The organism is Streptomyces sp. NPDC054783, from assembly GCF_053611725.1.
Window position 1 is genome coordinate 150155 of sequence record NZ_JBSHAY010000011.1, and the last position, 25102, is coordinate 175256.

The window sequence follows — 25102 nt, forward strand, 5'->3', positions numbered from 1 at the left end:
GTGGCCGGGTGAAGATCGCGCTCATGGACTCCGGAATCGGCCTCCTCCCCGCCGCCGCCGCGGTACGGCGGCTGCGGCCCGACGCGGATCTCGTGCTCTCCTGGGACCCGGACGGGATGCCCTGGGGGCCGCGCACCCCGCAGGACATCACCCAGCGGGCCCTCGCCGTGTGCGAGGCCGCCGCCGCCCACGGGCCCGATGTCCTGATCGTCGCCTGCAACACTGCGTCCGTGCACTCCCTGCCGGTACTGCGGGCCCGCTTCGAACCGGATCTGCCGATCATCGGTACCGTCCCGGCGATCAAGCCGGCCGCGGCGGGCGGCGGGCATGTCGCGATCTGGGCGACCCCCGCCACCACCGGAAGCGCCTATCAGCGCAACCTGATCGAGCAGTTCGCCGCCGGTGCGGCCGTCACCGAGGTGGCCTGCCCGGGCCTCGCTGACGCGGTCCACCACGCGGACGAAAGCGCGATCGACGCCGCGATCGCCTCGGCCGCCGCCCGCACCCCCGAGGACGTGACCACCGTCGTCCTGGGCTGCACCAACTACGAGCTGGTCGGCGAGCGCATCCGGGCAGCCGTCCAGCGGCCCGGCCGTCCGCCGCTCGCACTGCACGGCTCCGCCGGCGCGGTGGCCGCGCAGGCCCTGCGCCGGATCGGTGCGGAGCCGGCCCCGGCCGCCGTCGCCGACACCACCCTCACGGTGCTGCTCAGCGGTCGCGACGCCACGCTGCCCGACACGGCGCTGTCGTACGAGGAAGGCCGTTTCCTGCAGGCGGTCACCCCCGTCCGCTGACCGGCCGGCCGGCGCCGCTCGCGCGCCGACCCGCGCTGGTCCACCCGGGGCAGTCACCGTCTGCCACGCCCTACCCGCGCAGCGAAACCTGAGTAACCTCATAATCATGAGGGACCCCCGCCACGCCGATGACGGTCCGCAGTCCGAGGTCTGGACCGGGCGCGCCACGAACCGGGTCCAGTGGCTGCTGGCGCTGGTCGGCGCGGCGTGTATGGCGCTCGGTATCGAGCTGGCCGTGGACTCGGCATGGACCTCCGGCGTCGCCCCACTGGCGATGTCGGTCGTGGGCTGCATCGCCGCCGGTCTGCTGGTCCTCTTCGGCACGCTCGCCTTCGTGCACGTCGACCTCAGGCTCGACAAGGAGTGCGTCGAGGTGCGCTGCGGCCACATGGGGCTGCCGCGCCGGCGCATCCCTCTCTCCCATGTGGCAGGCGCCGAGTTCACCGCCCTCGTCACCCCCCGGCACTGGGGCGGCTGGGGCTACCGGTGGCGCCCCGAGAAGGGCACGGCCGTGGTCGTACGCCGTGGCGAGGGCGTCGTGCTGCGCCTGTGGGACGGCCACACCTTCACGATCACCGTGGACAACGCCGAGTCGGCGGTGCGGGTCATCAGGGAGCGGCTGCGGACGATCACTCCGGGGTCGGGCCGCTGAGGTCGCGCGCCGCGTAGCGGCAGGGGGAGCGACACCGCTCAGGGCCGGAGCTCCGCTCCGTACGCTCCCTCGCGTGCCCATGGCCGTGCCGTCGCCCATCCGGCCAGCAGCCCGGCGCCCACGGTCACGGTGGTGAAGCTGAGCGCGTCGCTCACCACTGCGAGCACGGCCAGCGCCGTCAGGGCCGCTCCCGTGGTCAGCGCGACCGGCGTGGAACGAGGAGAGCGCCACAGGGCGTGCAGCACCCAGCAGAACGCCGCGACGAACAGGAGCACCCCGACGACGCCCTGCTCCGCCGCCGACTGGAGCAGGGCCGAGTGCGGCTTGCCGTCGGCGGACAGAGTCTGCGCGGCCGTGCCGCCCAGCTCGCCGAACCTCCCCGGGCCGACGCCGAGCCCCTGGTTATGGCCCGCCACGTGCAGGGCGTCCTGCCACAGCGCGACCCGGTGCGCGCCCAGCCGGCCTTCGAGCACCCGGGTGAGACCGCCCGGCAGCACGTCGGCGGCGAGGGCCCAGGCCGTTCCGGCCGCCAGCGCCGCCGCCACCGCCAGGCCCAGCAGACACACGCCCCGGCGGGACACCGAGCCCGCCGCGAGCGAACACAGCAGTACGGCCGCACTCGCCACACACCCGGCCACCGACCCCAGCACCGCCCCGGCCAGTACGATTCCGACGGCCGGCAGCCGCAGCACCAGCCTCAGCTCCGGTACGGGCGTCGCCCAGGCGGCGCAGCACGCGGCGCCGGTGGCCAGTGTCAGCAGGGCGGCGGTGCCACCGGCGTGGCCGAGCGGAGCGGCGTACCGGGGACCTGCGGAGAGAGCGGGCAGGGCCGCGGCGAGGGACAGCCCGGCCGCCGCGCCGGCGCACGGCGCGGCCACCGGCAGCAGGGCCCCGGAGACCCGGCCGACGGCATGACCGGCGGCGACGGCGAGCACCGCGAGCAGGACGCCCTCGGGACGTCCGTCATGCGCCGCCGCGGTGATGAGCGACCAGCCGGCGCAGGCGCCCAGCAGGATCATGCCCGCGCCGTCAGAAACGTTTCGTCTGGCGGCCGCCGCGCCCGCATCCACACCGGCCGCGGACCTCGTCGTCCCCGTCGCCCCCACGGCTGCCCCTTGTCCCCGGTCCCCAAGCCCTGCATCCGGCCACGGCCGGGCATGGCGCCGGATCCGGCCGCACTGCCGAGGCTGGGCTCACCGTAGCGGCTGATGACCGGATTGGGCACGAGATGCGGCGGAAAGTGGTGGTGGGGCGGCGGAAACGTCATGTGCCGGGGGCCGGTGTCGGGGTGGGTGCTCGTCGTGGGGAGCGGGTCGGTGCGGCGGCGCGCAGCGGAGGGCGGCGACCCGCGACGAGCACGCTCCGCGGGGCCGGTCCCGGCCCTCGAACCGCGCTGTCGGCGGCCCAGGTGGCCGCCGTACACTCACCCGGGTGACCGTCACCGCAACTTCCGTGGACCAGCCGGATCAGCTCCAGCCGTCCCCCGCGCCCAGCGCGTTCCGCGGCCGCCTGTTCCGCCTGGTCCCGGCCCTCGCCTCCGCGCTCTGCGGAGTGCTGCTCTACGTCAGCTTCCCGCCGCGCACCCTGTGGTGGCTGGCGCTGCCCGCCTTCGCCGGTTTCGGCTGGCTGCTGCGCGGCCGTGGCTGGAAGGCGGCCCTGGGCCTCGGCTACCTCTTCGGGCTCGGCTTCCTGCTGCCGCTGCTGGTGTGGACCGGGGTGGAGGTGGGTCCCGGGCCCTGGCTGGCACTCGTCGCCATCGAGGCGGTCTTCGTCGCCCTGGTCGGCGTCGGTGTCGCCGCCGTCTCCAGGCTGCCGGCCTGGCCGGTGTGGGCAGCCGCCCTCTGGATCGCGGGCGAGGCGGTACGCGCGCGCGTGCCCTTCCGGGGCTTCCCCTGGGGCAAGATCGCGTTCGGACAGGCGGACGGGGTCTTCCTGCCACTGGCCGCGGTGGGCGGCACACCCGTGCTCGGCTTCGCGGTCGTCCTGTGCGGATTCGGCATGTACGAGGCCGGCCGGCTGATCGCCGAGCGGCGCCGGACCCGGGCCGTGCGGCGAGGCGCGGCGGCCGCCGCGCTGCTGAGCGTGGCCGTCCCGGTGGTGGGCGCGGTCGCCGCCCGGCCGCTGGTGAGCGACAAGGCCGAGGACGGCACCCGGACCGTCGCGCTCATCCAGGGCAACGTCCCGCGCTCCGGGCTGGAGTTCAGCGCCCAGCGGCGGGCGGTGCTCGACTACCACGTGCGCGAGACGCTCAGGCTCGCCGCCGACATCAAGGCGGGCAAGGCCCCGAAGCCCGACTACGTGCTGTGGCCGGAGAACTCCTCCGACATCGACCCCTTCGCCAATCCCGACGCGGCCGCCGTCATCGAGGGCGCCGCCAAGGCCGTCGGCGTGCCCGTCTCGGTCGGCGGGGTCGTCGAGAAGGACGGCAAACTGCTCAACGAGCAGATCCTGTGGGACCCGGTCAAGGGACCGACGCAGACCTACGACAAGCGGCAGATCCAGCCGTTCGGCGAGTACCTCCCGCTGCGTGGTCTCGTCGGCGCGGTCAACAAGAACTGGACCGGAATGGTCCGGCAGGACTTCAGCCGCGGCAGCACCCCGGGCGTGTTCGACATCGACGGCGCCAAGGTGGGCCTGGCCACCTGCTACGAGGCCGCCTTCGACTGGGCCGTGCGGGACACCGTGACCCATGGCGCGGAGATGATCTCCGTGCCGAGCAACAACGCGACCTTCGACCGCAGCGAGATGACCTACCAGCAGCTCGCCATGTCCCGGATCCGCGCCGTCGAGCACAGCCGTACCGTCACCGTGCCGGTGACCAGCGGTGTCAGCGCGATCATCATGCCGGACGGGAAGATCACTCAGAAGACCGGCATGTTCGTGCCCGCCTACCTCGTCCAGAAGGTGCCGCTGCGCACGTCCAAGACCCCCGCGACGCAGCTGGGCATCCTCCCGGAGATCGCTCTGGTGCTGGTCGCCGCGGGCGGCGTCGGCTGGGCGACCGGGGCCGGGCTGCGCCGTCGGCGCGCCGGTGGCGCGTGACCGTACGACCGGCGTACGACTCCTGAACCGGGCCGTACGCCCCCTGGACCGCCAGGAGAGTGCGGGCCGGGCCGGTTAGGGTCGGGCCCATGGCTACTCCTGACTTCATCCGCACCCTCCGGGCCTCCGCCGGCCGGCAACTGCTCTGGCTTCCCGGGGTCACCGCGATCGTCTTCGACGACGAGGGCAGAGTGCTCCTGGGCCGGCGGGCCGACACCCGCAAGTGGTCGGTGATCGGGGGGATCCCGGAGCCCGGCGAGCAGCCCGCGGCCTGTGCCGTGCGGGAGGTCTTCGAGGAGACGGCGGTGCACTGCGTGGCCGAGCGGGTCGTCCTCGTCCAGGCTCTGCAGCCGGTCACCTACCCCAACGGTGACCGGTGCCAGTACATGGACATCACCATCCGCTGCCGCGCCGTGGGCGGCGAGGCCCGGGTCAACGACGACGAGTCCCTGGAAGTGGGCTGGTTCACGGTGGATGCGCTGCCGGAGCTCCACGAGTTCGGCCGCTTCCGGATCAAGCAGGCCATGTCCGAGGCACCCACATGGTTTGACCCTACGACTGTGGGCTGAAGTATGGGCGGTCACCACATGTGGTGACGGGTGGGGCCCACCTAGGGTCGGCACATGACCTCGTCCAGCCCCCCACCCGGCCTTCGCCCCCAGCAGCTCCCCCTCGACCTCGGCGGCCGTACCGCCCTCGTCACCGGTGCCGCAAGCGGCATCGGCCGCGCCTGCGCGCTGCGGCTCGCGGCCGCCGGTGCGCGGGTGCGGGCCGTGGACCGCGACGCGCCCGGCCTGGCCGAGCTGGCCCAGCAGGCGGAACGGGCCGGTGACCTGCCCGGGACCGTCGAACCGCACACCGTGGACCTGACCGACCTCGATGCCGCCGAACGCGCCGCCGCCGGCGCCGACGTGCTGGTCAACAACGCCGGCCTGCAACTGGTGCGCCCCATCGAGGAGTTCCCGCCCGAGGTCTTCCACACCGTGCTGACGGTGATGCTGGAGGCGCCGTTCCGCCTCATCCGCGGCGCCCTGCCGCACATGTACGCGCAAGGCTGGGGCCGGATCGTCAATCTGTCCTCCGTCCATGGTCTGCGCGCCTCTGCCTACAAGTCCGCGTATGTAGCGGCCAAACATGGTCTGGAGGGCCTGTCCAAGACAGCCGCTCTTGAAGGCGCTTCCCACGGGGTGACCTCGAACTGTGTGAACCCGGCCTATGTGCGCACGCCCCTGGTGGAGAAGCAGATCGCCGACCAGGCACAGGCGCACGGCATCCCCGAGGAACGCGTGCTGTCCGAGGTCCTGCTCAAGGACAGCGCGGTCCAGCGGCTCATAGAACCGGAGGAGGTCGCCGAGGCGGTGGCCTACCTGTGCAGCCCGCAGGCGTCCTTCGTCACCGGCACCTCGCTGGTCCTCGACGGCGGGTGGACGGCCCACTGATGCGTCCTGCGGTGCCCGACCCGGGAGTTTTCCACAGGCCTGACGGGCCGGGAGGGCGATGCGGAATCCTGTGACCATGTCTCGCGATCACGTTCAGTCGGCATCCAGCGGCGGCACCGAGGCCGCCTACCTCGAGCTGCTCGCCCGCGACGCCTCCGCGGAGACCTACGAGCAGCCGGTGCTGCTCGCCCGCGCCGAGGGCGGACCGGCCGAGCGGATCGCCGCGCTGGAGCGGGCCAAGCTGCTCGCCCTGCGGGTCCGGTCCGAGCTGGAGGGGCGCCGGCGCCGCGAGGCGGAGCTGTCCGCGCTGTTCGAGACCGCCCATGACCTCGCGGGTCTGCGCGATCTGGACGCCGTCCTGCAGGCCATCGTGCAGCGTGCCCGCTCCCTGCTCGGCACGGACGTCGCCTACCTCACGCTGAACGACCCGGCGCGCGGCGACACCTACATGCGGGTCACCGAGGGCTCGGTCTCCGCCCGCTTCCAGCAGCTGCGCCTCGGCATGGGCGAGGGACTCGGCGGACTGGTCGCCCAGACGACCCGGCCGTACGTCACGGACGACTACTTCAAGGACGCCCGCTTCCAGCACACCCTCACCATCGACGCCGGCGTGAGCGACGAGGGCCTGGTCGCCATCCTCGGCGTCCCCCTCATGCTCGGCCCGCACGTCATCGGAGTGCTCTTCGCCGCCGACCGCAGGGCACGGGTCTTCGAACGCGAGCAGATCGCCCTGGTCGGCTCCTTCGCCGCGCTCGCCGCGGCCGCCATCGACACCGCCAATCTGCTCACCGAGACCCGCGCCGCCCTGGCCGGCCTGGAGCGCGCCAACGAGATCATCCGGGACCGCAGCGCGGTCATCGAACGCGCCTCCGACGTCCATGATCGGCTCGCCGAACTCGTCCTGCGCGGCGGCGGGGTGCACGACGTGGCCGCCGCAGTCTCCGAAGTCCTCGACGGCACCGTCGAGTTCAGCGAGGCCGACGCGGCACCGGCCGAGGCACTGGAGGCATCCCGCGCCGAGGGGCACGCCGTACGGCACGGCAACGACTGGATCGCCGCGGTCGCCGCGGGCGGCGAACTCCTCGGCGCGCTGGTCCTGCGCGGGCATCCCGGCCTCGACCCCGTCGACCAGCGCACCCTGGAGCGCGCCGCGATGGTCACCTCGCTCCTCCTGCTCGCCCGCCGCTCGGCGGCCGAGGCCGAGCAGCGGGTGCGGGGCGAGCTGCTGGACGACCTGCTGGACGCGCGTGACCGCGATCCGCGCCTGCTGCGCCAACGCGCCGCCCGGCTGCACGCGGACCTGGACGCCACCCATGTCGTCCTCGCCGCACGCCTCGACGGCCCGGCCGCCGACGCCGAGGAGGAGGCCGCGGCCCGCCGCCGCCTGTGGTCGGCCGCCTCCCACCTCGCCGCGACCCGGCACGGCCTGGCCGCCGCACGCGACGGCGGCACCGTCCTGCTGCTGCCGCTCGCCGCCCGCGACACCGCGACGGACCTGGCCCGGCGTGCCGCCCGCCAGCTGGGCACGGCCGTGCACCAACCCGTCACGGTCGGCGCCTCCGCCCCCGTCACCGACCTCGCCACCCATCCCGATACGGTCGCCACCGCCTACGCCGAGGGCCGCCGCTGCCTGGACGCGCTGCACCTGCTGGGCCGGGCCGGGGACGGCGCGGCGGCCGAGGACTTCGGCTTCCTCGGCCTGCTCCTCGCCGGCGAACGGGACATCTCCGGCTTCGTCGACCGCACCATCGGCCCGGTCGTGTCCTACGACGAGCGACGCGGTACGGAACTGCTGCGCACCCTCGACGCGTACTTCGACTGCGCGATGAGCCCGGCCCGCACCAAGGACGCGCTGCACGTCCACGTGAACACCGTCGCCCAACGGCTGGAGCGGGTGGGCCGGCTGCTGGGCGAGGACTGGCAGACCCCGGCCCGCGCCCTGGAGATCCAACTGGCGCTGCGGCTGCACCGGTTGGCGGCCCCGGACAGACGCTGACCCCCGTACGGGACACCGTACGGGGGCCGGGCATCGGACGTGCACGGAGCGCGACGGCGCCGCGCCGGCCGGGCCGGAGCGCGAGGGCGGCCGGGCGAGCCGTGCCGGCCGGTGCGAGGCCGAGCCGGTCGGAACGTCCTCGCCCCGCGCCTCCGCGGCCGTGCCGGTCAGACCGTCCTCGCCTCCGCGGCCGTGCCGGTCAGACCGTCCTCGCCTCCGCGGCCGTGCCGGTCAGACCGTCCTCGCCTCCGCGGCCGTGCCGGTAGCGGCGGACGCGCCGCCCTCGGCCTCGATGCGGGTGAGATCCCGGTGCCGCGTCTCCCGGGCCACGCCCACGGCGACCAGGGTCAGCACCGCGGCGGCGATCACATACAGGGCGATCGGAGTGGAGCTGCCGTAGTCGTCGAGCAGGGCGGTGGCGATGAGCGGGGCCGGCGCGCCGGCCGCCACGGAGGCGAACTGGGCGCCGATGGACGCGCCCGAGTACCGCATCCTGGTTGCGAACATCTCGGCGAAGAAGGCGGCCTGGGGCGCGTACATAGCGCCGTGCAGCACGAGCCCGACGGTCACGGCCAGCACCAGGTAGCCGAACTGCCCGGTGTCCACGAGGGAGAAGAACGGGAACATCCACAGGCCGACACCGGCCGCGCCGAGCAGGTACACGGGACGCCGCCCGACCCGGTCGGACAGCGCGCCCCAGGCCGGGATGACGGCGAAGTGCACGGCGGAGCCGATCAGTACGGCGTTGAGCGCGGTCTGCTTGGAGACGCCGGCCGAGGTGGTGGCGTAGACGAGGATGAAGGCGGTGATGACGTAGTAGCTGATGTTCTCCGCCATCCGGGCGCCCATCGCCACCAACACGTCCCGCCAGTGGTCCCGCAGCACGGAGACGAGCGGCAGCTTCTCCGCCTCCTGTGTGCGCCGGGACTCGGCCCGCGCCAACGCCTCCTTGAACACGGGCGATTCGTCGACGGACAGCCGGATCCACAGCCCGATCAGCACGAGCACGCCGGAGAGGAGGAAGGGAACCCGCCAGCCCCAGGCCCCGAAGGCGTGGTCGGAGAGTACGGCGGTCAGCAGCGAGAGCACACCGGTGGCGAGCAACTGCCCGGCCGGCGCGCCGGTCTGCGGCCACGAGGCCCAGAAACCGCGCCGCCGCGGATCCCCGTGCTCCGACACCAGCAGGACGGCACCGCCCCACTCACCGCCGAGTGCGAATCCCTGGACGAGCCGCAGCGTGGTCAGCAGCACGGGCGCGGCGGCCCCGACCGTGGCGTGCGTGGGCAACAGGCCGATGGCGAACGTCGCCCCGCCCATCATCACGAGGCTCAGCACCAGCAGTTTCTTCCGCCCCAGCCGGTCACCGTAGTGCCCGAACACGAGCGCCCCCAGCGGGCGGGCCGCGAATCCGACCGCATAGGTCAGGAAGGACAGCAGCGTCCCGACGAGAGGATCGGAGTCCGGGAAGAACAACTTGTTGAACACCAGCGCGGCGGCGGAGCCGTAGAGGAAGAAGTCGTACCACTCGATGGTGGTGCCGATGAGGCTGGCGGCGACGATTCTGGGGAGGCTGGCGGGGGGTGGGGGAGCGGTTGCTGCTTCGGATGCCATGTGCGCCACTTCCTCGTGTGCGGTGGGGACGGGTACGTGTCGGCACACGGTAGGAAGATGCAGGTCAGGGGCACATGTGGTGGGGCACCATAGTTCGGGGGTTGGGTATGCGTGTGGGCACCATGCCGGCTCACGGAAGGGCGGTTCAGGGGCTCGGAGGTGGTCGAAACGAGTGCCGCCCGGGACGCGTAGTTCGGGGTGACTTGACGGTGCGGTGCTGACTCCCGTGCTGGTTTGGTGCTGACTACGCTGCGTAGAACTCGGACATCTGGGGTTGATCGGCTCAGGGGCGTTGCGTGGTGGGTGACCGGACTGAGAGACCGAGCCCGGCCTCGCCGCTCAGCCTCTGCGGGCACAGGTCTTCGTACGGAGGCCGGCATCGCCGTCTCGTCGAGCAGCTTGAGCACCCTCGGGTGGAGGTTCGTTCGTTCCGCGGCGCGACGCGGGCCTGCAGGGGGTGTCAGCTATCGACTGCGAGTTGCCCGTCGACCAGGCGCCACATGTGGTGCGGGTTGGCGTGTTGGAGGGCTTCGGGCAGGAGAGCGTCGGGGAAGCCCTGGTAGGTGATCGGGCGCAGGAAGCGGTCGATCGCCGTCATGCCCATGGAGGTGAACCTGCTGTCGGTCGTTGCGTCGATGCGGATGTCGCCGACAATCGGCAGTGCCGTGCCGCCCGCCTTCTCGATCTCCGCTGCGGCGGTGTGGATCGTGCCGGGCAGCCGGGGGTCGGGTTTGTCGGTCTTGGCGATCAGCGTGGTGTTGGCGCCGTCCCGGGCGGCGCGGAGCGCGATGGCCAGGCCGACACCGCGACTGCCGCCGGACATCAGTACGGTGCGGCCGGCGAGGCTGGGGTGAGTGGTCATGATGGGTCCTTTCGAAGGGGTTGGTCGCCGCGTGCCCTGCGGCGCTGCCGGTGACCCGACGATCGCGGAGGCTCGGTCGGTCCGGCGGCGTGAACCACCTCACGCGACAACAGGGGGGTCTCCTGCGCGACCACTGGGTGGTTCAGCCGGAAACGGGCAGCGCCTGCTGGGTCACCTAAGGGTGGCCGGGAGCCCGATGCGTACGCGGCTGGGTGCGACGCGGGTTACCGACGCGCGTTCTGCACGGCGGTGTCAGCCGAGCGGGCGGGGCGCACCGGGCAGGGGGATGCGTTTTGGGCAGCCGGATCACGCCGCCGCCACGGGCGATCAGGCCGCGCTTGACTTCGGGTGAGCCGATCTTGGCGTCCTCGGTGGCGACGATGAGGGCACAGGCCAGGGCGAGTTCGAATCCGCCGCCGAGGGCGTAGCCCTCCTCGGCGGCGCTCAGCGGCTTCGTCCGTTCGGCCTCGGTCAGGCCGCCGAATCCGCGGCCCGGGATCACCGGCGTCTCGCCCTGCAGGGTGGCCTTGAGGTCCATGCCGGTACTGAAGGTGCCGTTCGCTCCGGTCAGAACACCGGCTCGCAGCACGATGTCGCGATCGAGTTCGTCCAGCGCGTCGGACACTCCGGCGGCTACTGCGGCGTTCACCGCGTTGCGTGCCTGCGGACGGTCGATCGTGATCAGCAGGGTCGAGTCGACCCGATGGACGCACTTCTTCGGTGCTCATGAGTGTGCTTCTCCTATCGGCTTTCGTTGGTGACTTCCGTGGCTCGGCCGACGGCGGCCGGCTCGGTGCAGGCTTCGGCGGTGTCCTGGCCGGGAACGGGGTGCGGGGCGGCGGATCGATCGACCTCGGCCCACTGGGCGGTCGTCAGCGCCGGGGCGCGCTCGTCGACCATGGCGAACAGCCCTTCGACGTCGGCCAGTTCCAGCCCGGAGGCGGCTCGCACGGTCTCCTCCAGGGCGCCGGTGTCGGCCCGGCCGGAGTAGCCGCGAACGCCCGCGGTGTGCACGTGGTCGAGGCCGGGGTTGGGGGCCGCGGTGTTGAAAGTCGGCGTCGCTCAATGTGGTGGTGGTCGTCATGAGCGGCACGATGGCCGTGCGGTCCGCGTACGGCCGCCCGGGCTCGGTGGCTCTTGCGGGAACACCGGGGCGGGCCGACCCGCCGGCCGGTGATCGGTGCGCCGTGCTCGTCCGCGAAGATCCGTCGGCACTGGCGGCTTCAGCAGCCGAAGAGGGTGGCCTCGCACTCCAGGGGTGAGATGCGCGGTGCCGAGGCCCACACTCATGCCGCAGGCCGGGCCGATGACCGTGCCGGGCGGGAGCTGGTCGGTGGGCCTGGGGGCGGTGTGCTCGCGGTGCGGATCGGTGAGGTGTTGAATCAGGTCGAGGCTGCCCGCCGGGTGTCTGAGCTCTTCGCCCATGTGACCAGGTGCAGGCTCAGGGTGGCCGGTCCTTCCGGTTCTGGAGCCGACCGGGTGGGGGACGTGACCGGGGGCTGATGGCCGGGCCGGGGCAGGCGATCGCTACGGTGAGACCGGCTGATCCGGCGTGTCGGAAGATCTCGTGGACGTTGTGGCAGACGGCCGGCACGCGCCACTCGCGGCGGGCGCCGTCCTCGCCGCGCAGGTAGGGCAGGTCTGGGGCCGTCCGGCGAGGGGTATCCGGCCGGCCCGGCAGCTGCTGTTCGATGTCGCTCAGGCCGTTGCGCTTCGGGAGTGCGGGGTCGTCGACGGCGGCGATCCAGCGGCATCCATTGGATGCCAAAAAATTTACCCAAAACCTATTGACTTTGGGCGCATCTTGCGCAAAGTAATTACTAGACCACAACACCGAAAGAGCCACAAAGTCGGTGAGGACGTCTAGCCGGCGGAGTGACTTGGACAGGATGTGGTTCAGGCCCCCGGCAAGCCGGCGCGATACCGAGGCGACAGTGACGACTGAGGCTTCAGGACACGCGCAGCACTACCGGGGACTGTTTTGCCCTCAAAGCCTTCGCGCGGGCCTGGCCGCGGCGCGAAGGCTTTGCCGCGCCCACCCTCTGCGGAACCGAAGAGCAGCAAGCCGGACCCGTCCGGCCGCATCGGTCACTCTGCATCGATGTCGGGCTGGATCTCCACGGTGAAGACGGCGTCCTCCGGGTTGTCGCCTTCCTCCTCGTCCCAGACGATCACACGCACGTGCCTCTGCCCGCCGCCGCGCACCTCCCACTCCGTCACCAGGTCGGTGACGACGAGGGCGGCGACGTACTCGGCGTCCTCCTCGGGATCGTCGGCGGTCACGGTCCCCCGCCACCGCTCGGGGCAGCCGCCGTGGGGGCGCCACCCCCGCGAGCCGTGCGGCTCCTCGACCCGGTACGCCCAACCCTTCTCGGTGCCCATGACACCGATCCTTCCACTCAAGGGCACCACGCGCGGCATCGGATCGACGCCCGCCGTCAAGAACCGACTTCACTCTGGGACCGGAACAAGCACGGCACACGCGTGCGCAGGCAAGGAACCCGTGGAGGAGTCGTGGACCCCGGACGGGTCGGGTGCTGGTGCCGTCGCCGTAGGCCCGGCGGAAGCGGTTGCCGGAGATCAGGCTGTGAGGGTGATGTTGCAGGCCCACAGGATGGTGTTGCCGGAGATGAGGGTGCACTTGGCGTTCTCCGCGAAGACCGAGTAGCCGGCCCAGGCGCTGATCAGGTATTTGTTGGTGATCTTGGCGACCTGTGAGGCGCCCGTGGCCGGAGCGGCAGAGGCGGACGGTCGCCGAGGCCCGGCCGTACGGTCACCGCGGCTCGGGACGGAGAGCCTCCGGGCTGCCGTTCCACGGCGGACCGGCAGGCCGGATTGCGAATCGCCGCAGCCGACGTGGCAAGGAGATCCCGTCATGCCAGTGTGTCGCCCGACGTCTACGTCGAGGACGGCCAGTGGATCACGTCGCATCGAGGAGGTCGGCACCGACGCCCACTGACCGGCCGTGGCGGGTCGAGCGGGCGGGCGTTGCCGAGGGGGAGTGGTGGGCGATCAGCCACAGGAAGCCCGCTTGATCCACAGGAGGCCTGCTTGATCAGGACGGCGAGGGCGGTGGGCTGCGAGACGCAGCCGGAGCGGCTGCCGGGCGCCCTCGATCGTCTGGGGTTCCGGCCCGCTCGGCCCGGTGACGGCAGACTCCTGAACTACAGCGACGTGCAACAGGGCGGCCGAGCGGCGAGCACCTTGATCGCGTCGACGAACGGGGTCAACGAACTCGAGCTGCGGGCCACCGATGCCCGTGACTACATGCGCTACGACCACGCGGACTGGGCCAACGCCAAGGTCACCTGCGGCGGCCCGACCGACTACGAAGCCGAGGCACCGGGCAGCACCATGGCCGGCGCGGCGAACCTGAGGCGCTGCCCGGCCTGCTCCGACGGCCAGGCCGTCGGCTACATCGGAAACGGGCCCGCCAACTACGTGACGGTCAACGACGTCACGGCGAACTCGGACGGCAACCAGAAGCTGACCAACAAGTACCTGCTCTCCGGCACCCGGTCCTTCTTCGTCAGCGTCAACGGCGGAGCCGATCAGCAGGTAACCCTGACAGGGACCGACTGGAACACGGTCGCCACCGCCAGCATCACCGTCCCGCTGAAAGCGGGCAGCAACACCATCAAGTGCCACAACGACACCGCATACGCCCCCGACCTCGACGCGATCAGCATCGGCTGAAGGTTCGACACTCGCCTGTTCCGAGTGCATCCCAGGGGGACATCACCCGCTACCGCAGCGGCCGCGGCGAGGGCGCCGACGGTTGTCGACCCCTGATCCCATGCTCCACACCGCACACCGCACAGCGCACCCGCTCATCCGTTCCTGTCGAAGGAGAGGCAATGTCGCCCACCTGTGTCCAACGACGTCTCCTGCGCTCTGCTGTCGCCGCGCTCGCCGCGCTCGCCGGCGTCGCGGCGCTCCTTGTAACCGGGGTGGACCAGCCGGCGAGCGCAGCAGACGGCAGTCCCGCGCTCACACCGCCCATGGGGTGGAACACCTGGAACACCTTCGGCTGCAACATCAATGAGCAGCTGATCCGCGACTCGGCCAAAGCGATGGTCGACTCGGGCATGAAGGCGGCTGGTTACCAGTACGTGGTGGTCGACGATTGCTGGTTCAATCCCCAGCGTGACGCCCAGGGCAACCTCCAGGGCGACTCGACAAGGTTCCCCAGCGGCATGAAGGCGCTCGGCGACTACATCCACTCCCTGGGCTTGAAGTTCGGCATCTACGAAGCACCCGGCAGCGAGACCTGCGCGCAGCGGAACGGCGACTACCCCGGAACCACGGGCAGCCTGGGACACGAGGCGCAGGACGCACGCCAGTTCGCCGCGTGAGGTGTGGACTACCTGAAGTACGACTGGTGTGACCCCGGAGGCACCCTGGACGATCAGGTCGCCCGTTTCTCCGTCATGCGCGACGCCCTGCGCGCCACTGGCCGACCGATCGTCTACAGCATCAACTCGAACAGCTACCACGATGACGAGACCGGGGCGACCCACAACTGGAGCCAGGTGGCGGACATGTGGCGGACCACCGGGGACATAGGCGCCCAATGGTCGAACGTCACCGGCATAGTCGACATCAACGCACCCCTCGCCGCGCAGGCCGGACCGGGGCACTGGAACGACGCCGACATGCTGGAAGTGGGACGTCCGGGGCTGACGCCGACGGAGTGGCAGTCGCACTTAGCGCTGTGGGCGTTGATGGGTTCACCGCTCATAGCGGGCAACGACATCCGGTCGATGCCGGCGGATGTGAGCGAGATTCTGCGCAACCCGCGGCTGATCGCGGTGAACCAGGATCCACCGGGCGCGGGCGGACGCAGGGTGCGTGACGACGGCGACACCGAGGTGTTCGCCAAGCCGTTGTCCGACGGATCGGTGGCGATCGGCCTGTTCAACCGCAGCGACGCGACCACCACTGTCCGCACAACCGCGTCCGAGATCGGTCTCAGCGGCAACTCGTTCACGCTGACCGGCCTGTGGACCGGCGACACATCGACCACGTCCGGCGACATCAGCGCCGGCGTTCCCGCACACGGCATCGCCGCGTTCCAGGTAAGTGGTGGAACTCCCGTGGCCCGGCACAGGGCCGCGGGTGCGTGGGCCGCCAGGGTCGTACTCCCCCACACGCCCCAGAGCAGCAGTGCGGCACCGGCGGCGGTCGTGGCCCAGCGGGTCCATCCCGGCGGGCCGAGGCGTACGTCGGCCCCGGACTCCAGCTGCTTGATCCGCGCATCGAGGATCCGCCCGGACGATCCCATTGCCGCCATCGGTGCCTGGGCCGCCCGGACTGGGTGGTCCACCAGGGCGAGCAGGGCTCCTGCCACGGCGCGTCGGCCGTGAGTGGCGACGGCGCGCGAGTCGGCGGCCATCTCCCGCCCTGCGGCATGGCGTTCGGCCAGTTCCCGGATGAGGGGCAGGAACAACAGCTGTCCGGCCAGCAACTGAGCGGCTGCGGTTTTCAGCGGGTCGCGGCCTCGGACGTGTTCGTGCTCGTGCGTCAGAACCGCGTCCAGCTCTGCCGGTGTCAGGGCGGCGAGAAGTCCGGTGCTCACGACGACCCGGGGGCGGATCAGGCCGTGGGTGAGCGCCAGTGGTTGAGGCGATGCCGACAGGGCGACACGGCCGGCCAGTCCCGCACGCTCTGCGGCTTCGTCGAGCTTGGCAGGGCACTCGATCCGGCTGCTGCGCAGCCGGCGGCGGAGCCTGATCGTGGCCCGTGTCATCCGTCCCGTGCTCACTGCCCCGCCCGCGATCCCCGTGACGGTGAGGGCGACGGTCACCGTGGCCGGGAGCGCGCTCGGGTCCCCCGACCACAGACCGGACAGGCCGAGCCTGCCGACCCGTTCGACGAGGACCCGGACCACGCAGCATGCGGAGATCACGACGGCGGCCCGAAGCGCTGCCGCGGTCCCGATCATCACCCACAGCGCCCGGTTGCCCGTCACGTCCCGTCCTCCTCCAGCAGACGCCGCAGCCGCTCCTTGGCGTCGGGGTCTGCGGTGGAGGCGGCGACGAAGTGGCTGACGGCCGCATCTCCGTAGCGGAGCAGAACCTCCCGTACGGCGATGCCCGCCTCGTCGGCCACGAGCGGCTCGTAGGCGAAGCCCCGGCCCTGCCGGGTCCGGGAGAGCACGCCCTTGTCGGCGAGGCGGGCGAGCACCGTCATCACCGTGGTGTAGGCGAGCGGGTCGGCGCGGTGGCGGTTGAGCGCGTCCAGGACCTCGCGCACCGTCCGCGGGCCCGGAGCGTCCCACATCACGCGCATCACGTCGGCTTCGAGCCTCCCCAGCACCACGGTCCTGCCTCCACGACGACCTGTTACTACCGCTGTGTCGTAGTCAAGCACACGTCGGATGCCAGACGTTCCGCCGTGACCAGCCAGGCGGCACCGCCGAGTTCGACCCCGCCCTGGCCCTGATGGTGGGCCAGGGCCCGGCGAAGAGCATCAAGGGCGCGCTCGACGGTCTCGCCGCCGGCCTCGTTCGCGGCGGCGAGCATCGAGCGGGCGGCCGGCGTACCGAGCTGATAGGCCACGACATCGTCGACGTCCGCCCCCATCCACATGGGCTCGTCGACCGGTTCGACCCGGACGTCACCGAAGCCGGCGCCCGTCAGCAACTCGCGCACCCGCTGCGGGTCGGCGAGCGAGAACGGACCCGGATCGCCGGGGCGGCCGAGGTCGGGCAGCGGCACGTATTGGGCCAGCGCGCCGAACGGCACGGCGAGGAACTCGTTCTCAGCGACGCTGCGCCAGCACAGGAAGGCGAGCCGGCCGCCGGGCCGCAGTGCGCGGGCGATGTTGACGAACGCAGCCTGCGGGTCCTCGAAGAACATCACCCCGAACCGGCTGAGGGCGACATCGAATCCCGCCGGTGGGAAGGGGCGGATCTGGGCATCGCCCTGCTCGAAGCGGACCCGGTCCAGCCCGTCGCCCACTGCCAGGCGCCGGGCCGCCTCCAGCATCGGCCTGGAAAGATCAACGCCCAGTGCGGTCCCCTGCACCGCCGTGCGGGCTGCCGCCCGGGTCGTGCCGCCGCAGCCGCAGCCGATGTCGAGCACCCGGGCGTCACCGGTGATCCGGGCCGCCTCCAGCAGACGCGGGGTGAGGCGCCGGTACATCGCTTCGTGGCGCTCCAGCTGCTTGACCCAGTACGTGCCTTCGTCGCCGTTCCATGCCTCCGCCTGCTCGGTGTTCACATCCTGACGGTCTGCCATCACCCCTCCTGCACGACGATCCCATCTACTACAACGGAATAGTAACTACTATCCGTGTGTAGTAGAAGTGGGGGAGAGGGCCTGGCCTACACCGCGTCGGCGAGGCCGCTGCGGTGGGCGAAGACGACGAGTTGGGCGCGGTCGCGGGCGCCGACCTTGACCATGGCACGGTTGACGTGCGTCTTGACGGTGGCGGGGCTGAGCACGAGCTGTGCGGCGATCTCGTCGTTGGACAGCCCGGTCGCCACGAGGGTGGTGATCTCGCGTTCCCGGTCGGTGAGTGCGGCGAGCCCCTGGCGGGCGGCCTCGTCCAGGGGCAGGGGAGCGGCCGGGGTGGCGAGGAAGCGGCCGATGAGGCTTTTGGTCGCGGCGGGGGACAGCAGAGCGTCGCCCCGGCTGACGGTGCGCAGGGCGTGCAGCAGCTCCTCGGCGTCGGCGCTCTTGCCCAGGAAGCCGCTGGCCCCGGCGCGCAGCGCCTCGAAGACGTACTCGTCGATCTCGAAGGTGGTGAGGATGAGGACCTTCACTCCGGTGAGGTCCTCGTCGCCGGTGATCAGGCGGGTCGCGGCGAGACCATCGAGGACCGGCATGCGGATGTCCATCAGGACCAAGTCCGCCCGGGCGGCCTTCGCCAGCCGGACCGCCTCGCGCCCGTCGCCCGCCTCGCCGACCACCGCCAGATCGGGGGCCGGCGCGATCAGGGCCTTGAAACCGGTGCGCACCAGGGGCTGGTCGTCGGCGATGACTACGCGGATGGTCACGAGGTCGGCTCCGGAGCGAGGTCGAGGGGCTGGTAGGGCAGGACCGCGACCACCTGGAACGCGCCGTCCGGACGGGCACCGGCGGTGAAGTGCCCGCCGAGCGCGAGGACCCTCTCGCGCATGCCGACGATGCCATGGCCGCCGGCGGGAACGGCGGCAGGCCCGGGGGCGCGCCCGTCGGCTGCAGTCGTGTCTCCCAGGTCCTCGACGGTGATGTGGAGTTCGTGGGGGTCGTAGCTCAGCGTGAGCCGGGCTTGCCGTCGCCGGGAGTGTTTGCAGACGTTCGTCAGCGACTCCTGGATCACGCGGTACGCGGTGAGATCGGCCGCGGGCGCCAGGGGGACGACGACGCCGTCGATGCGGCAGTCGATGTCCAGGCCGGATGCGCGCAGCGAGGCGAGCAGTTCCTCGAGTGCGTCCAGTCCGGGCGCGGGAATCGCGACGGGGGCGACGGCCTCTCCCGGTTGCCGGAGCAGGCCGATGGTGTCGCGCAGTTCCCCGAGGGCCCTGCGGCTGGCGGACTTCACGTGGTCGAGCGCCTCGCGTGCCGCCGCGGTGTCGCGGTCGAGCGCCTGGCCGGCGACGTTGGACTGCACGCTGATGAGCGCGAGCTGGTGGCCGACGGCGTCGTGCAGGTCGCGGGCGATGCGCAGCCGCTCCTCGGCGATGCGGCGCCGCGCGTCCTGTTCGCGTTCGCGTTCGGCGCGCTCGGCGCGCCGCTCCACCTCGGCGAGGTAGGCGCGGCGGTTGCGGGTGGAGTCGCCGGCCGCGATCGCCAGGCCGCCGAGTGCGATGAACGCCAGGGTCTGCGGGCCGAGCAGTGCCGGGTGGAGCAGGGGCGCGTGGGCGATGGCGAGCGCGGCCAGAACGCTTCCGCCAATGAGCAGGCCGCGCCGGCGTTCGACGAGGTCGGCGACCGTGTACAGGGCGATCAGCGGGGCGAGCAGGATCAGCACCCCTCGGGTGCCGCCGGTGGCGGCGAGGAACACCTCCGCGGCCACCGCGCTGACCAGCAGCACCGCCAGCGGGCGCCGGCGCCGCCCGGCCAGCGCCCCGCAGGCGAGCACGGCGGAGACGACCGCCACCGTGCGGTGGCCCACGGCGGCGACGTCACGCCCGGCGAAGGTGGTCAGGACAGTGGCGGCGAACACGGCCAGGGCGATCGCCGCGTCCGCCAGGTGTGCATGCCGGCGCACGGCGCGACGCAGGTGGCCGAGGGCGTTCATGCCTTCACCATAGGCGGGCGCCCGGGGGGTGCCGTCGGCCGTGCGCCGCAGTACGGGGTACCGCACACGCGGTAGAGGGCCGGGGGACTACCGCAGACGCGGTAGCCGGGGTTGCCGTGGCCGGGCGACGACGGGGCGGCGGCCGGTTGGGGAGGGTGGTCGCGGCGCCCTGGGCGGGCGCCGGGAAACAACGCGTGGACGCACGGAAGTGGAGCACTGCCATGTATCCGACCCTTGCCTTTGCGGCGATCCGACCCCGGAGGACGCCATGAGCGGCGGCATCCTGGTGGACGGCCTGACCAAGCGGTACGGCGCGGTGACCGCGGTCGATTCACTGACCTTCGAGGTGGAGCCCGGGGTGGTGACCGGGTTCCTGGGCCCGAACGGGGCCGGCAAGACCACCACGCTGCGCATGCTCCTGGGCCTGGTGACGCCGACGGCGGGCCGCGCTCTGATCGACGGCCTCCGGTACGCCGAACTGGACCAGCCGCGGTGGGTGGTCGGGGCGGTGCTGGAGGCGACCGGCTTCCATCCTGGCCGACGTGGGCGCGACCACCTGCGGATTCTCGCCGAGGCCGGCGGCATCCCGCGCTCGCGCGTGGAGGAGGTGCTGGACCGGGTCGGGCTGGCCGAAGCCGCCGACCGGCGGGTGGGCGGCTACTCGCTCGGCATGCGCCAGCGGCTGGGCCTGGCCTCCGCCCTGCTCGGCGACCCCCGGGTGCTCATCCTCGACGAGCCCGCCAATGGCCTGGACCCGGCCGGCATGGCCGAACTGCGGGAGCTGCTGCGCGACCTGGCCGCGGAAGGCCGCACGGTCCTGATGTCCAGTCACGTGCTGAGCGAGGTGGAACAGACCGTGGACCGCGTGGTCATCGTCGCCAGTGGCACGCTGCGCTACACCGGCCCGCTGGCGGATCTGACCGGCGCGAACGGGGAGACGCTCGAAGCCGCGTTCCTCCGGCTGACCTCGACCGCGGCATCCGACTCCGCCACCGGCGCCCGGGCGGCGTCGACCCGCGGCTGAGCAGCACAGGAAGCGAGTGACATGTACAGCCTGATCCGTACCGAGGTGCTCAAACTGCGCACCGTCCGCAGCCCCTGGCTCCTGCTGGCTGCATCTCCCCTGCTGGTGTCCGCGGGCATCAGCGGCCTGGCGCTGTCCAGCAAGAAGCCGCTGGATGTCGGCATGCAGAGCGGCGCGCTCGCGCACGTGGGCCTGGCCTCACTGTTCACGCTGGTGTTCGGGATCCTCGCGGTCGCCGGCGAGTACCGGCACAGGACCGTCACCGACACGTACCTGAGCACGCCCGCCCGCGGGCGCGTCATCGGCGCCAAGCTCCTGGTCCACGCCGTCTTCGGCGCACTGACCGCGGTGGCGGGCAGCCTGGTAGGCCTCGGCGTGGCGGCAGCCTGGTGGTCGGACAAGGGCGTGTCCTTCGTGTGGTCCGACTCGACCATGTGGGCCACGATCGGCGGCGGCATCGCCTGGAACGCGGCCTTCGCCGCCATCGGCGTGGGAGTCGGCGCGCTCATCCGCAGCCTGGTCGGCGCGGTCGCGGTCGCGCTGGCATGGGTCGCCCTGGTGGAGGGCATCGTCGGCCAGTTGATCGGCAACCTCGCCCGGTGGCTGCCGTTCAACGCCGGCCAGGCGCTCGGCGCCGGGGCCAAGGCCATGGTCGCCCAGAACCTGCTGCCGCGCTGGGGCGGCGGCGCCGTCCTCGCTGTCTACACGCTGGTGTTCGCGCTGCTCGCCGTCAGCACCAGCATGCGCCGCGACGTGTCCTGACCCCGGTCCGCGCCGACCCCTCCACCACCGTCCCTACCCCGGGAGCCACGATCACCATGCTCAGCCTGACGTGCAGGCACTGCGACGAGACGATCAGCGGCGAGAACGAGGACGAACTCGTCGCCCGCGTCCAATCCCACGTCCAAGGTCACGCCCGCGACCGGGGCACCGACCGCCCGGTCACGCGCGCGCACATCCTCGCCCGCCTCCACCATCCGAAGCACCCGGAGATTCCCCATGACTGATCACCCTTCCCACCGTCCCGGGCACACCCACGGTGCCTCACACGCTCACGGGCCCGGGCACACCCACGACCCCCTCGGGACAGAACCCGCCGGACCCCCGCGCTGGGTGAAGCGGTTCCTCGTCTCCGCAGGCGTCGCGGTCGCGGCCTTCCTCGCCATCCACCTGGCCGGGGGCGGGATGAGCCACATGGGCGGTCACTGATGGCCATGGCCCCGGCGTTGCGCAAGTTCGCGCTCACCGCGCACGTCGTCGCCTCGGTCGGCTGGATCGGGTCGGTCGCCGTCTACTTCGCGCTCACCATCACCGGCCTGGCGAGCCATGACGCTCTGCTGGTGCGGTCCGTCGACACCGTGACGGGGCCGACCGGCTGGTTCGTCATCCTCCCGTTGTGCCTCGCCTCCCTGGCGACCGGGGCGGTGTCCTCGCTCGGCACCAGCTGGGGCCTGTTCCGGCACTACTGGGTCGTGTTCAAGTTGGTGATCAACGTCCTGTGCACCCTGTTCCTGCTGATGCACATGGGGCCGATCGACCGGATCTCCCGAGTGGCGCTCGCCCCGACCTGGTCCGCCGGCGCGCTCGAGGGGCTGAGGGGCGACCTCGCCTTCAAATCCGGTGCTGCCCTCGTGGTCCTGCTGGTGGCGACGGCGCTGGCCGTGTACAAGCCGCGCGGCATGACCCGGTACGGGCAGCGCAGGCAGCTCGCCCAGCGGAACCCGACACCCGACCCCGAGGCCGTCGTCCCGCTGGCCCGCACCGTGCGCTGAACCGCTTCCGGAGCCTGGGCCGTCAGCAGCCCCGAAGCGTCGGCGCCCGGCCGGGCGCAAACCAGACCTCGGCCGGACGCGCCGGCTCGGCGACCAGCAGTGCGAGAACGGCGGCGGGAAGGCGGCCCCACAGCGGAATCTCCGCCGCTCGGAGGTCGACGCTACGGCGGATGCCGCAGTGGCCGAGCACCCCGGGCATGGGCGCGACCATGCCTGGGGTGCTGATGAGGGCCGCATGACGCCGGCCGCACCGGGCCGGTCCCGCCGGAGACGACTCGGGCCCAGGCAGGCATGTGGGTGGGGACACAACGGGCATGAATACCCCTGGGGGGTATATGTCGTGCCATCGGGAGGGCCGACCGGAGAGCCGCTTCCAAAGAGCCTCCGTCCTCAGCTACGAACACGGCGAGCGCGAGGTTGACCCTCCCCTTACGTCAGGCTTGAGGCTGTAGGCCGACGAAGGGGGCAGGTGGATGAGCTACTCCGTGGGGCAGGTGTCGGCTTTTGCCGGGGTGACGGTGCGTACGCTGCATCATTACGACAAGGAGGGTCTGCTCTCGCCGAGCGAGCGCAGCCCCTCCGGTTACCGGCTCTACAGTGACGCCGACCTGGCGCGTCTCCAGCAGATCCTCTTCTACCGTGAGCTCGGCTGCCCTCTTGATGAGATCGCCGCGATCTTCGAGGATCCGCAGGCGAATGCCCTGGAGTATCTGCGGTCCCGGCAGAGGCAGTTGAATGAGGAGATCGCCAGGCTGCAGCGGCTGTCCGAGGTCGCGGAACGTGCCATCGAGGTCCAGCAGACCGGGGTGTCCCTGACTCCTCAGGAACGCTTCGAGGTCTTCGGTGAGATCGCCTTCGACTTGAGTTACGCCACCGAGGCAGAGCTGAAGTGGGCGCACTCGGAGGGGCAGCGGGAGGCGATGGCGCGTGCGGCTGCCCATACCAAGGAGGACTGGTGGCAGCTCATGGGCGAGGCTGCCGCCTGGCGCGCGGAACTGCTCGCGGCCTTCGACGACGGGGAACCGAGTGACGGCGCACGGGCCATGGACCTGGCCGAGGAGCACCGTCTGCACATCTCACGCTGGTTCACCTCCTGCCCGCCCGACATGCACCGGCGCATCGCGAACGACTTCCTCGCCGACCCACGCGCGTTCGCGCTGGTCGTACCGCCGTCGCAGCAACGCCCGGGCCTGGCCGCCTATACGTGCAAGGCGGTCCACGCCAACGCGGCCCGCCACGCAGACGGCCGTACCGACTTTGAGGAGGACCGATGAGAATCCTGATCGCTGCGGCCGGATCGCGCGGTGACGTTGCGCCCTACACGGGCCTGGGCGCAGAACTGCGGCGGGCCGGATACGACGTCGCCCTCGCCACCACGGACACGTTCGCCCCCCTCGTACGCGAGGCCGGCCTTGAATACCGCAGCCTCCCCGCCGACCCGCGACGGGGCGGTGGCGTCACGGGCAAGCGTGAGCTGATGCGTACCGCTGCCGCGTTCATCACCGATCTGGGCCAGGGCTTCGCCGACGCGATGGCCGACGACACGGATCTGCTCCTGCTGTCGACCACCACAGCCCCGCTCGGCTGGCACCTCGCCGAGGCCACGGGCACACCGAGCCTCGGCGTGTACCTCCAGCCCACCGCACCGACCGGCGACTTCCCGCCCGTCGTCACAGGCGCCCGCTCACTGGGCCGTCCCGCCAACCGGCTGGCCGGACGCTTCGCTCTGCGCATGGCCGACCGCGTCTGCAAGCAGGCAGTCACACAGCTGCGCCACCGCCTCCAGCTGCCCCCGGCCTCCGCCTCCGCAATGCGCCGACAGCAGGATCAGGCAGACTGGCCCGTCTTGCACGGCTTCAGCATGGCCCTGGTGCCACGCCCCTCCGACTGGCGTTCCGGCCTGAAGGTCGTGGGCAACTGGTGGCCACATCACGATGCGGCCGAACAACTGCCCACGGACCTGGAGGACTTCCTGCGGGTCGGGCCCCGGCCGGTCCTCATCGGCTTCGGGAGCATGGCGGCCGGCGACGGTGAACGGCTGAGCGAGATCGCCGTGACCGCCCTGCGCCGCGTCGGGCTGCGCGGCATCCTCCAAGCCGGCAGTGCCGGACTCGCGGCCGACGGCGACGACGTGTTCACCATCGGGCAGGTGCCGCACGCCGTGCTGTTCCCACGCCTTGCCGCGGTGGTTCACCACGCCGGGGCCGGTACCACGGCGGCCGCGTTGCGCGCCGGAGTGCCCGCGGTCACCGTGCCGGTCACTGCCGACCAGCCGTTCTGGGCGCGGCGAGTCGCCGCTGTCGGCGCCGCCACCGATCCGATCCCCTTCCGCTCTCTCACCGCCGATCGGCTCGCCGGCGCACTCGACCAAGTCGTGAGGCAGCAGACATACGCACGAGCCGCCGCGAGAGGAGCGCAGCAGATGGCGACCGAGGACGGAGCAGGCCAGGCCCTCAAGGCCATCCAGCGGCTGACCACAGGATGATGCCAACCGGTTCACCGTCCTCGTCACCCCGGCCTGACCAGGCCGACGCGTTGTTCGTGGACCGGCAGGTCGCGCAGGACGGTGCGGCCGAGACGGTCAGGTCGCGAAGACGCCCGGGGGGTTACGGCGAAGGGGCGGTGCCGGGTGTATCGGATCCGGCACCCGAAATGGCGTGAGAGTGGCGAAGTCACGGCCGG

General features: G+C 71.9%; 27 protein-coding genes and 2 pseudogenes. 15 read left to right on the plus strand and 14 right to left on the minus strand.

All coding sequences use genetic code 11. From position 1 onward, the window contains the following. Positions 1-8 precede the first annotated feature (8 nt). Positions 9-794 (plus strand): glutamate racemase, encoded by a 786-nt coding sequence (locus ACWGJ5_RS21085; protein ID WP_453311185.1) that lies wholly within the window; start codon positions 9-11, stop codon positions 792-794. Positions 795-900: 106 nt separating this feature from the next. Continuing rightward, positions 901-1446 carry a hypothetical protein gene (locus tag ACWGJ5_RS21090; protein WP_453311186.1) on the plus strand — a complete coding sequence of 182 codons (546 nt, stop codon included), beginning with the start codon at positions 901-903 and terminating at the stop codon, positions 1444-1446. A 38-nt stretch (positions 1447-1484) separates the two neighbouring features. Here ACWGJ5_RS21090 and ACWGJ5_RS21095 read toward each other — a convergent pair whose 3' ends face one another. Continuing rightward, complete coding sequence (locus ACWGJ5_RS21095) at positions 1485-2465, minus strand: O-antigen ligase family protein (protein WP_453311187.1); 981 nt, start codon at positions 2463-2465, stop codon at positions 1485-1487. Between the two features lie 412 nt (positions 2466-2877). On the opposite strand from ACWGJ5_RS21095, the gene lnt reads away from it, so the two are divergent. The 4 genes from lnt (at position 2878) to ACWGJ5_RS21115 (ending at position 7923) form a co-directional block, all read left to right on the plus strand. Further along, positions 2878-4488 carry an apolipoprotein N-acyltransferase gene (lnt, locus tag ACWGJ5_RS21100; protein WP_453311188.1) on the plus strand — a complete coding sequence of 537 codons (1611 nt, stop codon included), beginning with the start codon at positions 2878-2880 and terminating at the stop codon, positions 4486-4488. 89 nt (positions 4489-4577) lie between these two features. Next, positions 4578-5057 carry an NUDIX hydrolase gene (locus ACWGJ5_RS21105; protein ID WP_453311189.1) on the plus strand — a complete coding sequence of 160 codons (480 nt, stop codon included), beginning with the start codon at positions 4578-4580 and terminating at the stop codon, positions 5055-5057. 54 nt (positions 5058-5111) lie between these two features. Next, positions 5112-5927: a 3-hydroxybutyrate dehydrogenase gene (locus ACWGJ5_RS21110; protein WP_453311190.1), complete on the plus strand. Its 816-nt coding sequence runs from the start codon at positions 5112-5114 to the stop codon at positions 5925-5927. 76 nt (positions 5928-6003) lie between these two features. Further along, on the plus strand, positions 6004-7923 hold the full coding sequence (locus tag ACWGJ5_RS21115; RefSeq protein WP_453311191.1) for a helix-turn-helix domain-containing protein: 1920 nt from the start codon (positions 6004-6006) through the stop codon (positions 7921-7923). A gap of 231 nt (positions 7924-8154) precedes the next feature. On the opposite strand, the gene ACWGJ5_RS21120 is transcribed toward ACWGJ5_RS21115, so the two are convergent. The 7 genes from ACWGJ5_RS21120 to ACWGJ5_RS21150 all read right to left on the minus strand — a co-directional run bounded on the left by ACWGJ5_RS21120 (position 8155) and on the right by ACWGJ5_RS21150 (position 13273). Next, entirely contained in the window at positions 8155-9534 is a 1380-nt protein-coding gene (locus ACWGJ5_RS21120; RefSeq protein ID WP_453311192.1) for an MFS transporter, read from the minus strand. A gap of 460 nt (positions 9535-9994) precedes the next feature. Then, complete coding sequence (locus ACWGJ5_RS21125) at positions 9995-10396, minus strand: hypothetical protein (protein ID WP_453311193.1); 402 nt, start codon at positions 10394-10396, stop codon at positions 9995-9997. Positions 10397-10571: 175 nt separating this feature from the next. Continuing rightward, complete coding sequence (locus ACWGJ5_RS21130) at positions 10572-11045, minus strand: enoyl-CoA hydratase-related protein (protein ID WP_453311194.1); 474 nt, start codon at positions 11043-11045, stop codon at positions 10572-10574. 92 nt (positions 11046-11137) lie between these two features. Beyond that, on the minus strand, positions 11138-11410 hold the full coding sequence (locus ACWGJ5_RS21135) for a hypothetical protein (RefSeq protein WP_453311195.1): 273 nt from the start codon (positions 11408-11410) through the stop codon (positions 11138-11140). Positions 11411-11837: 427 nt separating this feature from the next. Further along, a complete protein-coding gene (locus tag ACWGJ5_RS21140) occupies positions 11838-12164 on the minus strand; it encodes a hypothetical protein (RefSeq protein ID WP_453311196.1) in 327 nt (108 codons plus the stop codon). A gap of 320 nt (positions 12165-12484) precedes the next feature. Continuing rightward, positions 12485-12778, minus strand: a complete 294-nt coding sequence (locus tag ACWGJ5_RS21145) for a hypothetical protein (RefSeq protein ID WP_453311197.1) — start codon at positions 12776-12778, stop codon at positions 12485-12487. Positions 12779-12976: 198 nt separating this feature from the next. Then, positions 12977-13273 (minus strand): hypothetical protein, encoded by a 297-nt coding sequence (locus ACWGJ5_RS21150; protein ID WP_453311198.1) that lies wholly within the window; start codon positions 13271-13273, stop codon positions 12977-12979. 174 nt (positions 13274-13447) lie between these two features. Here ACWGJ5_RS21150 and ACWGJ5_RS21155 point away from each other — a divergent pair, with 174 nt between their 5' ends. Continuing rightward, positions 13448-14092: an NPCBM/NEW2 domain-containing protein gene (locus ACWGJ5_RS21155; protein ID WP_453311199.1), complete on the plus strand. Its 645-nt coding sequence runs from the start codon at positions 13448-13450 to the stop codon at positions 14090-14092. Between the two features lie 161 nt (positions 14093-14253). Next, positions 14254-15600, plus strand: a pseudogene (locus ACWGJ5_RS21160) (glycoside hydrolase family 27 protein); the annotation flags it as partial. A gap of 167 nt (positions 15601-15767) precedes the next feature. Here ACWGJ5_RS21160 and ACWGJ5_RS21165 read toward each other — a convergent pair. The 5 genes and pseudogenes from ACWGJ5_RS21165 to ACWGJ5_RS21185 all read right to left on the minus strand — a co-directional run. Continuing rightward, a pseudogene (locus ACWGJ5_RS21165) lies at positions 15768-16340 on the minus strand (M56 family metallopeptidase); the annotation flags it as partial. A 23-nt stretch (positions 16341-16363) separates the two neighbouring features. Continuing rightward, complete coding sequence (locus ACWGJ5_RS21170; RefSeq protein ID WP_453311200.1) at positions 16364-16717, minus strand: BlaI/MecI/CopY family transcriptional regulator; 354 nt, start codon at positions 16715-16717, stop codon at positions 16364-16366. Positions 16718-16743: 26 nt separating this feature from the next. Then, on the minus strand, positions 16744-17637 hold the full coding sequence (locus ACWGJ5_RS21175; RefSeq protein WP_453311201.1) for a class I SAM-dependent methyltransferase: 894 nt from the start codon (positions 17635-17637) through the stop codon (positions 16744-16746). Positions 17638-17723: 86 nt separating this feature from the next. Then, a complete protein-coding gene (locus tag ACWGJ5_RS21180; protein ID WP_453311202.1) occupies positions 17724-18398 on the minus strand; it encodes a response regulator in 675 nt (224 codons plus the stop codon). Beyond that, positions 18395-19624, minus strand: coding sequence for a sensor histidine kinase (locus tag ACWGJ5_RS21185; RefSeq protein ID WP_453311203.1), 1230 nt, complete (start codon positions 19622-19624; stop codon positions 18395-18397). Before ACWGJ5_RS21185 ends, ACWGJ5_RS21180 begins: the two co-directional genes overlap by 4 nt. A gap of 268 nt (positions 19625-19892) precedes the next feature. Here ACWGJ5_RS21185 and ACWGJ5_RS21190 point away from each other — a divergent pair, with 268 nt between their 5' ends. From ACWGJ5_RS21190 to ACWGJ5_RS21210, 5 genes are read left to right on the plus strand one after another with little or no spacing between them, the layout of a single operon-like run. Further along, positions 19893-20648 (plus strand): ABC transporter ATP-binding protein, encoded by a 756-nt coding sequence (locus tag ACWGJ5_RS21190; RefSeq protein WP_453311204.1) that lies wholly within the window; start codon positions 19893-19895, stop codon positions 20646-20648. A gap of 21 nt (positions 20649-20669) precedes the next feature. Further along, entirely contained in the window at positions 20670-21410 is a 741-nt protein-coding gene (locus ACWGJ5_RS21195) for an ABC transporter permease subunit (protein ID WP_453311205.1), read from the plus strand. 56 nt (positions 21411-21466) lie between these two features. Next, entirely contained in the window at positions 21467-21655 is a 189-nt protein-coding gene (locus ACWGJ5_RS21200; RefSeq protein WP_453311206.1) for a hypothetical protein, read from the plus strand. Further along, positions 21648-21857: a hypothetical protein gene (locus ACWGJ5_RS21205; protein WP_453311207.1), complete on the plus strand. Its 210-nt coding sequence runs from the start codon at positions 21648-21650 to the stop codon at positions 21855-21857. The genes ACWGJ5_RS21200 and ACWGJ5_RS21205 overlap by 8 nt, the downstream gene beginning before the upstream one ends. Further along, entirely contained in the window at positions 21857-22420 is a 564-nt protein-coding gene (locus ACWGJ5_RS21210) for a hypothetical protein (protein ID WP_453311208.1), read from the plus strand. The genes ACWGJ5_RS21205 and ACWGJ5_RS21210 overlap by 1 nt, the downstream gene beginning before the upstream one ends. Positions 22421-22442: 22 nt before the next feature. Here ACWGJ5_RS21210 and ACWGJ5_RS21215 read toward each other — a convergent pair whose 3' ends face one another. Further along, entirely contained in the window at positions 22443-22631 is a 189-nt protein-coding gene (locus ACWGJ5_RS21215; RefSeq protein WP_453311209.1) for a hypothetical protein, read from the minus strand. Between the two features lie 262 nt (positions 22632-22893). Between ACWGJ5_RS21215 and ACWGJ5_RS21220 the strand changes: the two genes are divergently transcribed. Together ACWGJ5_RS21220 and ACWGJ5_RS21225 are read left to right on the plus strand one after the other, a co-directional pair. After that, entirely contained in the window at positions 22894-23694 is an 801-nt protein-coding gene (locus ACWGJ5_RS21220; RefSeq protein WP_453311210.1) for a MerR family transcriptional regulator, read from the plus strand. Beyond that, positions 23691-24905 carry a glycosyltransferase gene (locus ACWGJ5_RS21225; protein ID WP_453311211.1) on the plus strand — a complete coding sequence of 405 codons (1215 nt, stop codon included), beginning with the start codon at positions 23691-23693 and terminating at the stop codon, positions 24903-24905. Before ACWGJ5_RS21220 ends, ACWGJ5_RS21225 begins: the two co-directional genes overlap by 4 nt. Positions 24906-25102: the final 197 nt, after the last annotated feature.

Bases quoted from the DNA above. Each gene is read 5' to 3' on its own strand.
- ACWGJ5_RS21090 (WP_453311186.1), top strand. From the start codon at position 901: ATGAGGGACCCCCGCCACGCCGATGACGGTCCGCAGTCCGAGGTCTGG.
- ACWGJ5_RS21095 (WP_453311187.1), bottom strand. From the start codon at position 2,465: ATGATCCTGCTGGGCGCCTGCGCCGGCTGGTCGCTCATCACCGCGGCG.
- ACWGJ5_RS21105 (WP_453311189.1), top strand. From the start codon at position 4,578: ATGGCTACTCCTGACTTCATCCGCACCCTCCGGGCCTCCGCCGGCCGG.
- ACWGJ5_RS21110 (WP_453311190.1), top strand. From the start codon at position 5,112: ATGACCTCGTCCAGCCCCCCACCCGGCCTTCGCCCCCAGCAGCTCCCC.
- ACWGJ5_RS21115 (WP_453311191.1), top strand. From the start codon at position 6,004: ATGTCTCGCGATCACGTTCAGTCGGCATCCAGCGGCGGCACCGAGGCC.
- ACWGJ5_RS21120 (WP_453311192.1), bottom strand. From the start codon at position 9,534: ATGGCATCCGAAGCAGCAACCGCTCCCCCACCCCCCGCCAGCCTCCCC.
- ACWGJ5_RS21125 (WP_453311193.1), bottom strand. From the start codon at position 10,396: ATGACCACTCACCCCAGCCTCGCCGGCCGCACCGTACTGATGTCCGGC.
- ACWGJ5_RS21145 (WP_453311197.1), bottom strand. From the start codon at position 12,778: ATGGGCACCGAGAAGGGTTGGGCGTACCGGGTCGAGGAGCCGCACGGC.
- ACWGJ5_RS21150 (WP_453311198.1), bottom strand. From the start codon at position 13,273: ATGACGGGATCTCCTTGCCACGTCGGCTGCGGCGATTCGCAATCCGGC.
- ACWGJ5_RS21175 (WP_453311201.1), bottom strand. From the start codon at position 17,637: ATGGCAGACCGTCAGGATGTGAACACCGAGCAGGCGGAGGCATGGAAC.
- ACWGJ5_RS21185 (WP_453311203.1), bottom strand. From the start codon at position 19,624: ATGAACGCCCTCGGCCACCTGCGTCGCGCCGTGCGCCGGCATGCACAC.
- ACWGJ5_RS21190 (WP_453311204.1), top strand. From the start codon at position 19,893: ATGAGCGGCGGCATCCTGGTGGACGGCCTGACCAAGCGGTACGGCGCG.
- ACWGJ5_RS21195 (WP_453311205.1), top strand. From the start codon at position 20,670: ATGTACAGCCTGATCCGTACCGAGGTGCTCAAACTGCGCACCGTCCGC.
- ACWGJ5_RS21200 (WP_453311206.1), top strand. From the start codon at position 21,467: ATGCTCAGCCTGACGTGCAGGCACTGCGACGAGACGATCAGCGGCGAG.
- ACWGJ5_RS21205 (WP_453311207.1), top strand. From the start codon at position 21,648: ATGACTGATCACCCTTCCCACCGTCCCGGGCACACCCACGGTGCCTCA.
- ACWGJ5_RS21210 (WP_453311208.1), top strand. From the start codon at position 21,857: ATGGCCATGGCCCCGGCGTTGCGCAAGTTCGCGCTCACCGCGCACGTC.
- ACWGJ5_RS21215 (WP_453311209.1), bottom strand. From the start codon at position 22,631: ATGGTCGCGCCCATGCCCGGGGTGCTCGGCCACTGCGGCATCCGCCGT.
- ACWGJ5_RS21220 (WP_453311210.1), top strand. From the start codon at position 22,894: ATGAGCTACTCCGTGGGGCAGGTGTCGGCTTTTGCCGGGGTGACGGTG.
- ACWGJ5_RS21225 (WP_453311211.1), top strand. From the start codon at position 23,691: ATGAGAATCCTGATCGCTGCGGCCGGATCGCGCGGTGACGTTGCGCCC.